The sequence below is a fragment of the Lentzea sp. genome (assembly GCF_035525475.1).
Taxonomy (GTDB): Bacteria; Actinomycetota; Actinomycetes; order Mycobacteriales; family Pseudonocardiaceae; genus Lentzea.
In genome coordinates, this window is sequence record NZ_DATLEC010000241.1 from 1 (window position 1) to 14,041 (window position 14,041).

13 protein-coding genes are annotated in these 14,041 nt (G+C 69.5%); 6 read left to right on the top strand and 7 right to left on the bottom strand.

Going from position 1 to position 14,041, the window contains the following annotated elements; genetic code table 11:
* Window positions 1-432: 432 nt before the first annotated feature.
* Window positions 433-1,401, top strand: a complete 969-nt coding sequence (locus VM306_RS36150; protein WP_325523056.1) for a hypothetical protein — start codon at window positions 433-435, stop codon at window positions 1,399-1,401.
* On the opposite strand, the gene VM306_RS36155 is transcribed toward VM306_RS36150, so the two are convergent.
* Window positions 1,385-2,512 (bottom strand): steroid 3-ketoacyl-CoA thiolase, encoded by a 1,128-nt coding sequence (locus VM306_RS36155; RefSeq protein ID WP_325523058.1) that lies wholly within the window; start codon window positions 2,510-2,512, stop codon window positions 1,385-1,387. The two genes, VM306_RS36150 and VM306_RS36155, sit on opposite strands and share 17 nt — an antisense overlap.
* A gap of 127 nt (window positions 2,513-2,639) precedes the next feature.
* On the opposite strand from VM306_RS36155, the gene VM306_RS36160 reads away from it, so the two are divergent.
* Entirely contained in the window at window positions 2,640-3,866 is a 1,227-nt protein-coding gene (locus VM306_RS36160) for a cytochrome P450 (protein WP_325523060.1), read from the top strand.
* A 52-nt stretch (window positions 3,867-3,918) separates the two neighbouring features.
* On the opposite strand, the gene VM306_RS36165 is transcribed toward VM306_RS36160, so the two are convergent.
* The 5 genes from VM306_RS36165 to VM306_RS36185 are packed head-to-tail and all read right to left on the bottom strand — an operon-like array spanning window position 3,919 to window position 8,363.
* Window positions 3,919-4,359: a nuclear transport factor 2 family protein gene (locus VM306_RS36165; RefSeq protein WP_325523062.1), complete on the bottom strand. Its 441-nt coding sequence runs from the start codon at window positions 4,357-4,359 to the stop codon at window positions 3,919-3,921.
* Window positions 4,356-5,216: a TIGR03619 family F420-dependent LLM class oxidoreductase gene (locus VM306_RS36170; protein ID WP_325523064.1), complete on the bottom strand. Its 861-nt coding sequence runs from the start codon at window positions 5,214-5,216 to the stop codon at window positions 4,356-4,358. Before VM306_RS36170 ends, VM306_RS36165 begins: the two co-directional genes overlap by 4 nt.
* Window positions 5,213-6,355, bottom strand: a complete 1,143-nt coding sequence (locus VM306_RS36175; protein WP_325523066.1) for a thiolase domain-containing protein — start codon at window positions 6,353-6,355, stop codon at window positions 5,213-5,215. Before VM306_RS36175 ends, VM306_RS36170 begins: the two co-directional genes overlap by 4 nt.
* Window positions 6,356-7,411 carry a thiolase domain-containing protein gene (locus VM306_RS36180; protein ID WP_325523068.1) on the bottom strand — a complete coding sequence of 352 codons (1,056 nt, stop codon included), beginning with the start codon at window positions 7,409-7,411 and terminating at the stop codon, window positions 6,356-6,358.
* A gap of 7 nt (window positions 7,412-7,418) precedes the next feature.
* Window positions 7,419-8,363: a Zn-ribbon domain-containing OB-fold protein gene (locus tag VM306_RS36185; RefSeq protein WP_325523070.1), complete on the bottom strand. Its 945-nt coding sequence runs from the start codon at window positions 8,361-8,363 to the stop codon at window positions 7,419-7,421.
* Between the two features lie 45 nt (window positions 8,364-8,408).
* Between VM306_RS36185 and VM306_RS36190 the strand changes: the two genes are divergently transcribed.
* From VM306_RS36190 to kstD, 4 genes are read left to right on the top strand one after another with little or no spacing between them, the layout of a single operon-like run.
* The gene (locus VM306_RS36190) at window positions 8,409-9,452 is read left to right on the top strand and encodes an LLM class F420-dependent oxidoreductase (RefSeq protein ID WP_325523072.1); all 1,044 of its coding nucleotides are present in this window, start codon (window positions 8,409-8,411) and stop codon (window positions 9,450-9,452) included.
* 25 nt (window positions 9,453-9,477) lie between these two features.
* Window positions 9,478-10,992: an acyl-CoA synthetase gene (locus tag VM306_RS36195; RefSeq protein ID WP_325523074.1), complete on the top strand. Its 1,515-nt coding sequence runs from the start codon at window positions 9,478-9,480 to the stop codon at window positions 10,990-10,992.
* Window positions 10,985-11,440, top strand: coding sequence for a pyridoxamine 5'-phosphate oxidase family protein (locus VM306_RS36200; RefSeq protein WP_325523076.1), 456 nt, complete (start codon window positions 10,985-10,987; stop codon window positions 11,438-11,440). Before VM306_RS36195 ends, VM306_RS36200 begins: the two co-directional genes overlap by 8 nt.
* Complete coding sequence (kstD, locus tag VM306_RS36205) at window positions 11,437-13,140, top strand: 3-oxosteroid 1-dehydrogenase (RefSeq protein ID WP_325523078.1); 1,704 nt, start codon at window positions 11,437-11,439, stop codon at window positions 13,138-13,140. The genes VM306_RS36200 and kstD overlap by 4 nt, the downstream gene beginning before the upstream one ends.
* Here kstD and VM306_RS36210 read toward each other — a convergent pair.
* Window positions 13,137-13,916 (bottom strand): hypothetical protein, encoded by a 780-nt coding sequence (locus VM306_RS36210; protein ID WP_325523080.1) that lies wholly within the window; start codon window positions 13,914-13,916, stop codon window positions 13,137-13,139. The two genes, kstD and VM306_RS36210, sit on opposite strands and share 4 nt — an antisense overlap.
* Between the last annotated feature and the right edge of the window lie 125 nt (window positions 13,917-14,041).

The following is a 14,041-nucleotide window of genomic DNA, read 5'->3' on the forward strand; positions in this document are numbered from 1 at the left end:
TGATGCCTTGGTGCGCAGGTATTACGGGGCTCGTGGGGTGTTGTCGCGGTCGGCTTGACCTGGCCGGTTGCGGTTCTGGGGGAGGTCACCCTTGCCGAGCGGGTCGCCTTGCGTGGGTGGTTGCGCGGGCATTGTCGACGCTGCGGGGTTCATCGCCGCTTCGCGTCGATAGCGATTGGGGCTTGACTTCGGGGCCCTTGCGAGGCGCTTCATCGGGCGGAAAAGGCCGGACGCTCCGCGCCCGCCCGATCCCGGCAAGGTAGCACCTCGCACCCAAAGTCAAGCCCCAATCGCAAGAGCAGGGGGCATAAGCGGCTCCCAGCGGTTCATAGGGAGGACGGCTCGCTTCGCATCGCCACTTCCGGTGTGCCCAGCCCGGCGGCGGAAGTTTGGTCGCCGTCGGTGTGTGCGTAGACCAGTAGCTTCGATCATGTGTCATACCAAGCGCGTCTGACTGCTTACCGTTCCGTCTCGGCGGCTTTGGGTCGGCTTGGTGATGACGAGCTGGCCGCCGTCCTGGCGCGGGCCGAGCCGGTCGGGGCGGGGATCGGTGGTCCTACCGCGCTGGTGGACATCGGCGGGACCCCGGTGTTCGTGAAGCGGCTTCCGTTGACCGATCTGGAGCTGCGGCCGGAGAACGTCGGGTCCACGGCGAACCTTTTCGAATTGCCGATGTACGCCCACTACGGTGTGGGGCTGATCGGCGGGCCGGGTTTCGGGGCCTGGCGTGAGTTGGCCGTGCACTCCATGACCACGGAGTGGGTGCTCGCTCGGGAGCATGAAGGCTTTCCGTTGACCTACCACTGGCGGGTGCTGCCCCATCCTGGTCAGGTGCTTCCGGAGGAGTTGGCTGACGTCGACGCTGCTGTTGCCTACTGGGGGCCGCGGATGCGCGGCCGGATCGAGGCGCTGCGGGACTCTTCTGCGAGCATCGCGCTGTTTCTGGAGTACATGCCGTACGACCTGCACGACTGGTTGAACGGAGTTTCCGACCTCGGGAGTGCCTGCGTGATGGTTGACCGGGAGCTGCGGGCCGGAGTGGAGTTCATGAACTCCCGTGGCCTGCTGCACTTCGACGGCCACTTCCGGAACGTCCTGACTGATGGCGAGCGCCTCTACTTCGCCGACTACGGTCTCGCGATCTCCTCCCGGTTCGACATGTCGGAGGAGGAGATCGCGTTCTTCGTCGAGAACCGGGACTACGACCGTTGCTACACCGTCATGCACCTGGTGATGTGGTTTGCCTACGCGCTGCGCTCGACCGGGGCTCCGCCGGGGGTTCTGGAGGTTCTCGGTCGTCATAGCGCGGTTGCCGCGGTGATGAAGGACTTTTACCGCAGGTTCCAGCACGAGAGCAGGCAGACGCCGTACCCGGCCGCGGAGCTCAGATCCGTTCGATGATCGTGCCGGTGGCCATGGCGCCGCCCGCGCACATCGTGATCAGGGCGGTTGTGGCGTCTCGGCGCTCCAGTTCGTGCAGTGCGGTGGTGATCAGGCGTGTTCCCGTGCTGCCCACGGGGTGGCCCAGTGCGATGGCGCCGCCGTTCACGTTCACGCGGTCCAGGTTGGGGCGGTGTACCGCCGCCCACGACAGGACTACTGACGCGAACGCCTCGTTGACCTCGAACAGGTCGATGTCCGCCATCTTCATGCCGCTGCGTTCCAGCAGCCGTGCCGTGGCGTCCACCGGGCCGTCCAGGTGGTAGTACGGGTCTGAGCCGACTAGGCACTGCGTCACGATTCGCGCGCGTGGTTTCAGGCCGTGTGCTTGTGCGAAGTCCTCGTCCACGACCATCACCGCCGAGGCGCCGTCGGAGATCTGTGACGACGTTCCCGCCGTGTGCACGCCGTCCGGTACGACCGGCTTCAGGGCGGCCAGCGCTTCCAGGGACGTCTCGCGCAGGCCCTGGTCGGTGTCCACCAGGTCCTCGCCCACCTTCACCGGCACCACCTCGGTGGTGAAGCGGCCGGCTGCCCAGGCGGCCCGTGCGCGGTTCTGGGACTGGACGCCGAAGCGGTCCACCTCCTCCCGGCCGATGCCGCGGCGGGTGGCGACTCGTTCGGCCGCCACGAACTGGTTCGGGAGGTCGATGGTCCACGAGTCGGGGCGGGGCATGCCGGTGTCGCCGATGTTGCTGCGCAGCGGGACCCTGCTCATGGCCTCCACGCCGCAGGCGATGCCGCAGGTGATGGCTCCGGTGGCGATCAGGCCCGCGATGAGGTGCGTGGACTGCTGGGCCGAGCCGCACTGGGCGTCCACCGTCGTGCAGCCCGTGGTGTGCGGGAGGCCCGCGTGCAGCCAGGACGTCCTGGAGATGTTGTTGGACTGTTCACCCGCTTGAGTGACTGTGCCGCCGATGACCTGTTCTACGGCGGCCGGGTCGACGCCCGTCCGGTCCAGCAGGCCCCGTTGTGCCGCGCCGAGGAGCTCCGCGGCGTGCAGGCCGGACAACCAGCCGTTGCGCCTGCCGATGGGCGTGCGCACCGCTCCCACGATCACCGGACTGCCCACGCGAGCCTCCTTGGCCTGGAAACTAGAACACGTTCCTGTGCTTCACCAGATTGGCTGTATGGGGGCTTCAACACAAGGCGCAAGCGTGTTTGAATCGGATAGAACGCGTTCCACCTAGGAGGTGCCTGTGGGCAAGCCGAGCATCCCGGAAGGCTTCGACTTCACCGACCCCGACATGTACGCGAGTCGTCTGCCGCACGAGGAGTTCGCCGAGCTGCGCAAGACCGCGCCGATCTGGTGGAACTCCACACCGCTGGGCCAGGGCGGCTTCCCCGACGAGGGCTACTGGGTGGTGACCAGGCACCACGACGTCAAGGAGGTCTCGCGCAACAGCGAGTTGTTCTCCAGCCGCGAGAACACGGCGATCATCCGCTTCAAGGACGAGATGCCGCGCGACAACATCGAGATGCAGCGCCTCCTCCTGCTCAACATGGACCCGCCGACCCACACGAAGCAGCGCGCCATCGTCTCGCGCGGCTTCACCCCGAGGGCGGTGAACGCCCTGCGCGAGGCCCTGACGGCCCGTGCCGGGCAGATCGTGGCCGAGGCGCTGGCCAAGGGCAGCGGCGACTTCGTCTCGGACGTGGCCTGCGAGCTGCCCCTGCAGGCGATCGCCGAGCTGATCGGCATCCCGCAGGAGGACCGCCGCAAGATCTTCGACTGGTCCAACCAGATGATCGCCTACGACGACCCCGAGTTCGAGATCGAGCCGCTGGCGGCCGCCACCGAGCTCCTCGGCTACTCGTGGACGATGGCGGAGGACCGCCGCAAGTGCCCGCGCCAGGACATCGTCACCAAGCTCGTCCAGGCCGATGTGGACGGTACCGGTCTGGCGTCGGAGGAGTTCGGCTTCTTCGTGCTCCTGCTGGCCGTCGCGGGCAACGAGACCACCCGCAACGCCATCACCCACGGCATGAAGGCCTTTTTCGACCACCCGGACCAGTGGGAGCTCTTCAAGTCCCAGCGCCCCGCCACGACCGCCGACGAGATCGTGCGCTGGGCCACCCCGGTCGTCTCGTTCCAGCGCACGGCGATGGCGGACACCGTGCTGAGCGGCGTGGAGATCAAGCAGGGTCAACGGGTCGGGATGTTCTACTCGTCCGCGAACTTCGACGAGGAGGTCTTCACCGCCCCCGAGGTCTTCGACATCACCCGCGACCCCAACCCCCACCTGGGTTTCGGCGGCAGCGGCGCCCACTTCTGCATCGGCGCCAACCTGGCGAGGCTCGAGATCGACCTGATCTTCAACGCGATCGCCGACGCGATGCCGGACATCAGGCAGGTGGCAGAGCCGCGGCGGTTGCGTTCGGGGTGGTTGAACGGCATCAAGGAGTTCCGCGTCCAGTACGCGTGAACGGTCGAGGCCCCTCCGTCCGCAGACGGAGGGGCCTCACCTCAAGCAAAGGTCAGGGTTCGGTGCGCAGCGTCGCCAGCGCCCGTTCGGTCTCCCAGAACGCCCGCATCGACCGGATCAGCCCGTCCTCACCGACGTTGTAGACGAACACGCCCTCGGTGTCGACCCTGGCCCCGCCGGGCAGGAACGCGGTGATGACCCCGACGTTCGCGCACTCCGACCCGGCGGCGAACGAGTCGTGCATCGCGAACTCGAACCGTTCGACAGGCGCGATGGCGAGGTCCCAGAAGGCCGCGATGGCCTCCTTCCCGTGATGCCCCTTGCCCTCGGCGTCGAACATGGAGGGCCCGACCGGGTCCTCGACGACGGCGTCCGCGGCGAACAACGCCAGCCACTCGTCCTTGGCACCCCGCGTCACGGCGTCCATCGACCGCCACGAGGCGACGCGGGCCGGTGTCTCGGTCTTGGAGGCGTTCCAGCTGACAGCGGTCACGCGAGGTCTCCGATCACCTCGTCGGCGAAGCGCCGAAGTCCGTCCTTCTTGGCCTGCAGGCTGCCGTCGAAACCCACGCCGTAGAACAGCCAGGGCACCACGATCGTGTCGGTCACGCCGGCCTCGGCCAGCTGCTTGTAGCCGTCGAGGCCGAAGCGGTCGATGCACACGGCCTGGATCTCGAACGGCCGCTCGAACGCGCCCAGGTCCGTCAGCCGCGCGATCACCGACTTCAGCTCGTCGAACTTGATCATCGCCGACGTCCAGCCGTCCCCGGCGCGGGCGGCGCGTTTCAACGCCGCGGGGGAGTGGCCACCGACGTAGAACGGCACCGGCGAAGTGGGTGCCGGCGACATCTGCAGCCGGTCGAAGTCGAAGTAGTCGCCGTGGTACTCGACCATCCCGCCGCCGAGCACGAGCTTCAGCACGTCGATCATCTCGTCCACGCGCGGGCCGCGGTTCTTGAACGGCACGCCGCACCACTCGAACTCCTCCGGCGACCACCCCAGGCCCACGCCGAACCCGAAGCGGTTGCCGGTCATGTGCGCGACCGAGCCGACCTGGCGCGCGAGCAGCAACGGGTTGCGGGAGCCCAGCTTCAGCACCTGCGTGTAGAAGCGGATCCGCGAGGTGACGGCCCCCATCGCCGCGGCGGCGACGAACGGGTCCACCCAGGGGGTCTCGGCGTTCCACATGCGCGAGCCGTCGGGCGTGTACGGGTAGTCCGCGGAGACCTTCTCCGAGAAGAACAGCGAGTCCGGCAGCGCGATGGAGGAGTACCCGCACTCCTCGGCGCACTGGGCCAGCGACGTCAGCTGGTCGAGCGGGCTCATCGCGATGCCGACGGTGAACTTCATGGCTTCTCCGATCCGACGACCCACATGGCGAAGAACTGCGACCCACCGCCGTACGCGTGCCCCAGCGCGACCCGCGCGCCGTCGACCTGGTGCTCGCCCGCGGTACCCATGACCTGCATGGCCGCCTCGGCGAACCGCAACAGCCCTGACGCGCCGATGGGGTTCGACGACAGCACGCCGCCGGACGGGTTCACCGGCAGCCGGCCGCCGATCTCCGTCTCGCCCGCCTCCGTGAGCTTCCAGCCCTGCCCGACGTCGGTGAAGCCGAGGTTCTCGAGCCACATCGGCTCGAACCACGAGAACGGCACGTAGATCTCGGCCGCGTCCACTTCGGACAGCGGGTCCGTGATCCCCGCCTGCTTCCACAACGCCCGCGCGGCGTCCTGGCCGGCCTGCGGGTTGACCTGGTCGCGTCCGGCAAACGTCGTGGGTTCGGTGCGCATCGCGGTGGCGTGGATCCAGGCCGCGCGGGACGACGCCGGTTCGGCGGAGATCACCACCGCGCAGGCGCCGTCGGACGAGGGACACGTCTCGTCGTACCGGATCGGGTCCCACAGCATCTTCGACGCCTGCACCGACTCGACGGTGACGTCAGGCTGTTTGAGATGTGCGTACGGGTTCTTGGCGCCGTTGCGGCGGTCCTTCGCGGCGACCATCGCCCCGATGTGCTCGGGGGCTCCGGCACGGCGGATGTACGCGCGGACGTGCGGTGCGAAGTAACCACCGGCACCGGCGTGCACAGGCATCGTGAACGGCGTCGGCACGGACAGCGCCCACATCGCGTTCGACTCCGACTGCTTCTCGAACGCCACGGCCAGCACGCGGTCGTGCACACCGGACTGGACGAGCGAGGCGGCGACGTTGCCGGTGCTGCCGCCCACCGAACCCGCGGTGTGCACGCGCAGCAACGGTTTCCCGACGGCGCCGAGCGCGTCCGCCAGGAACAGCTCGGGCATCATCACGCCCTCGAACAGGTCCGGTGCCTTGCCGAGCACCACGGCGTCGATGTCCGGCCAGTCGACGCCCGCGTCGGCCATCGCGCGGTCGATCGCCTCGCGGCACAGGCCCGCCATCGACACGTCGAGGCGCTTCGCGGCGTGGTGCGTCTGGCCGGTGCCGACCACAGCTGCCGGTCGCATCTACTCCCGCCCTTCCATCACGCAGACGAGGTTCTGTTGGAGCAGCGGCCCGCTCGTGGCGTGACCCAGCACGCGGGAGGCCGAGCCGTCGTGGACCCGGCGTGCCGCCTCACCTATCCGCGCGAGACCGGCCGAGAACATCGGGTTGCCCGCCAGCACGCCGCCGGACGGGTTCACCACGACGTCGTCGCCGAGCCCGAGCGCCTGGCGCAGCAGGATCTCCTGGTGGGTGAACGGCGCGTGCAGCTCCGCCACCCCGACGCCCTCGGCCCCGGCGGCCTTGCCGGCGGCGACTGCGGACGGGGAGGTCGTGAGATCGCGCGTGCCGAACGACGGCGAGTCGACGCGGTGCTCGAACCCGGTGATCCACGCGGGCCGCGCGCACAGCTCCCGCGCGCGGTCACCCGCTGCCAGCACGACCGTGGCCGCGCCGTCCGTGATCGGTGCGCAGTCGTGACGGCGCAACGGATCCGCGATGTACGGCGTGGCCAGCAGATCGGAGACCTCGACGGAACCGGAGAGCTGCGCCAGCGGGTTGGACAGGGCGGCGGAACGGCTCCGCGCCGCCACGGACGCCATCGCCCGCTCGTCCCAGAGCCCGGTCTCGATGCCCATCCGCGCCTGGATCCCCGCCAGGCCGATCGTGTCCGGCCACAACGGCGTCACGACGTACGGGTCGAGCTGCATCGCCATGACCCGGCGCAGCTGCCCGGCCGAGGACTTGCCGAAGCCGTAGACCAGGGCGGTGTCGATCTCGCCGCACTGCAGCTTCACCCAGGCCTCGTACAGCGCCCACGCGGCGTCCATCTCGACGTGCGACTCGACGATCGGCGGGAAGGCCCCGATCGCGTCCACCGCCGAGACGAACGAGAAGGCGCGCCCCGCCAGGTAGTCCGAGGAGCCGGAGCACCAGAACCCGATGTCGGACTTGGTGAGCCCGAGGCCGCCGAGCACCTCGTGGAAGATCGGCACCAGCATCTCGACGCCGTTGGTGGTGCCGTCGGTCTCGCGCACGCAGGGCGTCTGCGCGAAACCGACTACCGCAACGTCACGCATGCGAGCCTCACAGGTGCTGGGAGTAGGAGTCGAACGGCGCGTCCGGCTCGCCGGAGGGCTTGAAGTGGTCGATGTTCCGCATCGTCGGTCCCCACTCCTCGCGCGGCTTCCACACGGCCTCGACGCGCATGCCCATCCGCACGTCCTCGGGCGCGATGCCGAGCAGCAGGTGCAGGAACGGGATGTCGGCGCCGTCCAGCAGCACGTAGGCCGAGACGTACGGCGGCGGGATGCGCTGGCCCAGGAACGGCACGTTGACCACGCAGAACGTCGTGACGGTGCCGCGGTCGGGCAGCTCGACCTGGTCGGTCGTCGGCACGCCGTCGGTGGGGCAGGCGGGCCGCGGCGGGAAGTAGACCTTCTCGCACACCGGGCAGCGCTGGGCGATCAGCCGGCCGTCCATGAGGCCGCGCAGGAACGGGTCCTCCGTCGGCGACGCGGAGTGCGTGTAGTGCAGGGTGACCGGCGTGATCACCATGGTGACGTCGTCGGCCTCGACGGGCGGGTCGGCCGGTTCGCCGGAGATCTCGAAGCACTCGATGTCGGTGATGGAGCCGACTCTTTCACCGCGCCAGCGCACCCGTACGCGTGCGCCCGTCGACATCGCGTCGGGCGTCCCCGCGTCCACGGCGTGCAGCAACGACGTGTCGGCGCCGTCGAGCTGGATCAGCGCCCACGCGAACGGCCGGTCGAGCGGCTGTCCTTCGAGGGGCTCGGGGATCCACGACCAGCCGCGCACGACACCGGTCGACGCCACGTCGACGAACTCGGACAGCTTCTCCGCCGTCACGGGGTCGTACTCGAGCGGCGGCACGTGCACGCGGCCGTCGGAACCGCGGATCCCGGTCACCCTGCGGCGGCGCAGGTCCGAGAGGAACCGGCCCAGCGTCGGACCGGTCGAGCGCGTGTAGTCGAAGCCGACGTCCAGCGGAGCACTCAGCGGCCTGGTCACAGATCAAAGTGAAACAGGTTCTCGAAATGGTGGCAAGATGAGTGCATGAAGCTCGGTCTGCAGCTCGGCTACTGGGGCGCGGCCCCGCCCTCGAACGCAGCCGTTCTCGTGGCGGCGGCGGAAGAGTCCGGCTTCGACGCGGTGTTCGCGGCCGAGGCGTGGGGCTCGGACGCCTTCACCCCGTTGGCGTGGTGGGGATCCGGCACCGAACGGGTGCGGCTCGGCACCTCCGTGGTGCAGATGTCGGCCCGCACACCGGCCGCGTGCGCGATGCACGCGCTGACGCTGGACCACCTGTCCGGCGGCCGGTTCGTGCTGGGTCTGGGCGTCTCCGGGCCGCAGGTCGTGGAGGGCTGGTACGGGCGCCCGTTCGCCAAACCCCTTGCCAGGACCAGGGAGTACGTGTCGATCCTGCGCCAGGTGCTGGCCCGTGAGGCGCCGGTCGTGAACGACGGCCCGCACTACCCGTTGCCCTACCAGGGGCCGGGTGCGCTCGGACTGGGCAAGCCGCTCAGGCCGATCACCCATCCACTGCGCGCCGACCTGCCCATCTGGCTCGGCGCCGAGGGTCCCAAGAACGTCGCGCTGACGTCGGAGATCGCCGACGGCTGGCTCGCGATCTACTACGCGCCCCGGCTCGCCGGCATGTACGACGAGTGGCTGGACGAGGGGTTCGCCAAGTCGCGCCAAGGGGATTCGGCGCGTATCAGGGAGAACTTCGAGGTCGCCGCCACCTGCCAGGTCGTCGTGACGGACGACCCGGCACCGGTCAGGGCCATGCTGAAGCCGTTCGTCGCCCTGTACATCGGCGGAATGGGCGCGCCCGGCATGAACTTCCACGCCGAGGTCTTCACCCGCATGGGATACGGCGAGGCGGTGAGGGACATCGGCGCGCTGTTCCAGGCGGGGCGCAAGGACGAGGCGGCGCGGGTGGTCCCGGACGAGCTGGTGGCCGAGATCAGCATCGTCGGCACGGCCGAGCACGTCCGCGAGGAGATCGGCCGCTGGGAGGCCGCCGGTGTCACGATGCTGCTCGTCGGATGCCGCGACGGTGCCTCGATCAAGGCGGTCGCTGAGGCTTGTCAGTAAGTGAAACGCGTTCTACTTTGAGGGTGTGGTCACTGGACTCTGGAACATCGCCGCGGACCGGCCGGACACCATCGCGCTGGTCGACCCGAGCGGTCACGAGATCACCTACCGGGAGCTGGCCGAGGCCGCGAACCGGTACGGGCGCGGGTTCCAGGCCCTCGGACTGGAACCCGGCGACAGCATCGTGCTGATGCTGCCCAACAGCGCCGAGCTGGTGCAGGTGTACTTCGCCGCGTACCAGACCGGTCTCTACGTGGTGATGGCCAACTGGCACCTGACCGGCGCCGAGGTCGCGTACCTCGTGCAGGACAGCGGTGCCAAGGCTTTCGTTGCCCACGAACGGTTCGCGGAGGCCGCTGCCGAGGCGTCGGCGAGCCTGCCGGAGAGCGCGCGGTTCGCGGTCGGCGAGATCGCGGGGTTCGGGCCGCTGGCGAAGCTCGGCGAGGGGGAGCAGGGCAGGCCCGACGTCCGCACGACCGGGTCACCGATGCTCTACACGTCCGGCACCACCGGTCGGCCCAAGGGCGTGCGCAGGCCGTTGACCGGCGCGGATCCCGACGCGGTACCGCCGTCCGCCGCGTGGTTCTTCGGCATTTTCGCGATCTCGCCGCACGACGGTCACGTGCACCTGTGCGGGTCGCCGCTGTACCACACCGCCGTCCTCAACTTCGTCACCATCTCCATCCAGCTCGGGCACACCGCGGTGCTGATGGACCACTGGTCGCCCGAGGAGATGCTGCGGCTGATCGAGCGGTACAAGGTCACCCACAGCCACATGGTGCCGACCCAGTTCCACCGCCTGCTCGCACTGCCCGACGACGTCAAGTCCAAGTACGACATGGGTTCGCTGCGCGCGATGATCCACGGCGCCGCGCCGTGCCCGATCGAGGTCAAACGCCGGATGCTCGACTGGTGGGGACCGGTCGTGATCGAGTACTACGCGGCGACCGAGGGCGGCGGCACCGCGATCACCGCCCAGGAGTGGTTGCGCAAGCCCGGATCCGTCGGTCTGCCGTGGCCGACGTCCGAGATCAAGATCCTGGGTGAGGACGGCACCGAGCTGCCCGCCGGTGAGCAGGGCCTGGTGTACATGCGGATGGGCGACTCGACGTTCGAGTACCACAAGGACGCCGAGAAGACCCGCGCCGCACGGGTGGGCAAGCTCTTCACGTTGCAGGACATCGGCTACCTCGACGAGGACGGCTACCTGTTCCTGTGCGACCGCAAGAACGACATGATCATCTCCGGTGGCGTGAACATCTACCCGGCGGAGATCGAGGGCGAGCTCGTCTGCCACCCCAAGGTCGCGGACGTGGCCGTGTTCGGCGTTCCGCACCCGGACTGGGGCGAGGAGATCAAGGCCGTCGTGCAGCCCACGGACGGCGTCGAGGGAGACGAGGCGCTGACCGTGGAACTACTGGAGTTCGCCCGCACGAGGCTCGCGAAGTTCAAGCTGCCGCGCACGATCGAGTACATGGCGGAGCTGCCGCGCGACCCGAACGGCAAGCTGTACAAGCGAAAGCTGCGCGACCGTGCGTGACCTGATCAGGATGACGCCGGCCGAGGTGCGGACGTTCCTGGGTGAGCAGAAGACGTTGGTCGTGGCGACGATCGGCCGTAACGGGCTGCCGCACCTCGCGCCGATGTGGTTCGCGTTCCTGGACGGCGACATCGTGTTCTGCACCGACCGCAAGTCGCAGAAGATCGTGAACCTGCGCCGCGACCCGCGGTGCAGCGTGCTTGCCGAGGCGGGGGAGACCTACGACCAGCTGCGCGGCGTGCACATGGAGGGCGTCACCGAGTTCACGCCGGACCTGGGCCGGGTCGTGGACGCCGTGGTGGCGCGCAACTTCGGCGAGGTGGGCGAGGACGAGACCGCCCGTGAGGCGTTGCGCAAGGCGATGTCCCGGCGCGTCGCCGTGATCTTCCGTCCGACGAGGACGGCCAGCTGGGACCACCGGAAGACGATGTCGGGAGCGACCCCATGACCGTGAACCGCCGTCAGGTGCTCACCGGAGCCGGTCTCGCACTGGCCTCGGGACTTCTCAGACCCGGCTCGGCGGCCGCGCTGGACGAGTTCGACGTCGTCGTGGTCGGCTCGGGCGCGGCCGGCATGACCGCGGCCCTCACCGCCGCGAAACGCGGACTGAGCTGCGTCGTCCTGGAGAAGGCGCCGACGTTCGGCGGTTCCGCCGCCCGGTCGGGTGCCGGCATCTGGATCCCCAACAACGAGGTCATCCTCGCCGCGGGCGTCCCGGACACCCCCGCCAAGGCCGCGCAGTACCTGGCGGCCGTCGTCGGCGACGTCCCCGTGGCGCGCCAGCAGGCCTACCTGGCGCACGGGCCGCGGATGATCTCGTTCGTCGTGCGCAACAGCCCGCTGCGCTTCCGGCACATGGACGGCTACAGCGACTACTACCCGGAGCTCCCCGGCGGCATCGCGAGGGGCCGGTCGATCGAACCGGACGTGCTCGACGGACGCGTCCTCGGCGACGAGCTCGCACACCTGAACGCGCCCTACCTGGCCGTGCCCGCCGGCATGGTCATCTTCGGCGCGGACTACAAGTGGCTCAACCTGGCCCTGGTCAACGCCAAGGGCGCCGCCACCGCGGCCGCCGCGCTGGCCCGCGGCACCGCGGCGGCTCTGGCCGGTCAGAAGCCGTTGACGATGGGGCAGGCGCTGGCCGGTGGCCTGCGCGCGGGCCTGATGCAGGCAGGGGTGCCGGTGTGGCTGAACACCGGTCTCGAGGATTTGGTCGTGGAGAACGGCGCCGTGAAGGGAGTGCTGACCTCCCGGGGTGTCGTGCGCGCCCGGCGAGGCGTGATCATGGGCTCCGGCGGCTTCGAGCACAACGCGGCCATGCGCGCCCAGTACCAACGCCAGCCGATCGGTACTCAGTGGACGGTCGGCGCCAAGGAGAACACCGGCGACGGACACCGCGCGGGCCAGCGCGCAGGGGCGGCGTTCGACCTGATGGACGACGCCTGGTGGGGTCCCGTGATCCCCACTCCCGGCTCGCCGTACTTCTGCCTGGCCGAACGCACGCTGCCCGGCGGCCTGATCGTCAACGCGGCGGGCAGGCGGTTCGTCAACGAGGCCGCGCCCTACAGCGACGTCGTGCACGTCATGTACGACAAGAACCCGGCCGATCCGTGCATCCCGTCGTGGCTCATCGTCGACCAGAACTACCGCAACCGGTACCTGTTCGCCGACGTGGCACCGGCTCTGCCGCTGCCGGACGGCTGGTACCAGTCCGGCGCGGTCGTGAAGAACTGGTCGCTCGACGGCCTGGCCTCCGCGATCGGGGTGCCGGGCGCCGCGCTGCGGGCCACCGTCAGCCGGTTCAACAGCCAGGCGCTCACCGGCAGGGACGCGGACTTCCGGCGCGGCGACTCCGCCTACGACCACTACTACACCGACCCGGCGGTCATCCCGAACTCGTGCCTCGCCCCGCTGTGGCTGGCGCCGTTCTACGCGTTCAAGATCATGCCGGGTGACCTCGGGACCAAGGGCGGCCTGGTGACCGACGCCCGTGCTCGGGTGCTGCGGCCGGACGGGTCGGTGATCCCGGGGCTGTACGCGGCGGGCAACGTGAGCGCGGCCGTGATGGGCCGCAGCTATGCCGGTGCCGGGTCGACGATCGGGCCGGCGATGACGTTCGGGTACATCGCGGCGAACGACGTCTAGGTCAGCTCCCACACGGTGACCTGGCCCGTGATCCCCGCGCTGTCCAGCGCGGTGACCTCGATCCGGAAGATCCGGCCCTCCGGGGTCTGCCCGCACACCCGGCTGCCCTGAACAAGGTTCTCGGCGTCCTGTGTGGACCGCTCCGCGAGCCGGGCCACGCACTCGGCGCGCCCCGGCACGCCGTCGGTGATCCACTCGGCCAGCCAGTAGCCGGGGTCGCCGTGCAGCCGGCCAGGGGTGAGCGGCCAGACGTTCGTGCCCGCGATGTCGCGTGGTTGCGGGAGGTCGAGGTGGTAGCTGCCGAACTGCAGCACCCCGCTGTACCGCGCGCCTTCGGTCGTGATGGGCGGCGCGGCCACGGTGGAGACCGGCGTCGTCGTGGTGGTGGGGGAGGCCAGGGAGGCAGGGGCGTTGCCGTTCGCCCGCGGTGCCGCGGCGGGCGGCGTCGGGCGGACCGCACTGGCGGTGGGTCTCCGGGGAGCCGGCGCGCCGGTCGCGGGACCCGGTGACGACGTCGTGGTGGCCTGCGCCGGAACCGTGCTGGTGACGGCAGCGGGCAGGTCCACGACCTGGTCGCCGGGCGACACCAGGTCGACGACCGCGGCCGAGCCTCCCAGGACGGCCGCCACCGCCGGAGCGCTGCAGTACAGGAGAACCTTGCGCCGCCACCGCTTTCCGGGCGCGCCGACGTTGATCTCGATCGAACCGGCCTGGAACGACGTGCCGCTGACGTCCCCGTCGAGGTCGTTCTCCGTCGACTGATCCGAGTGCTTCAAGACTGGCCCCTGTCCCGAGTCGCGGGAGTGTGATAGCTGCCTGATCGGCCAGTCAAAGCCGTGTGTTACGGAGACAAACGAATTCGTGGATGAAGTACCATGGCGGCGCACGCACTTCTACCTGG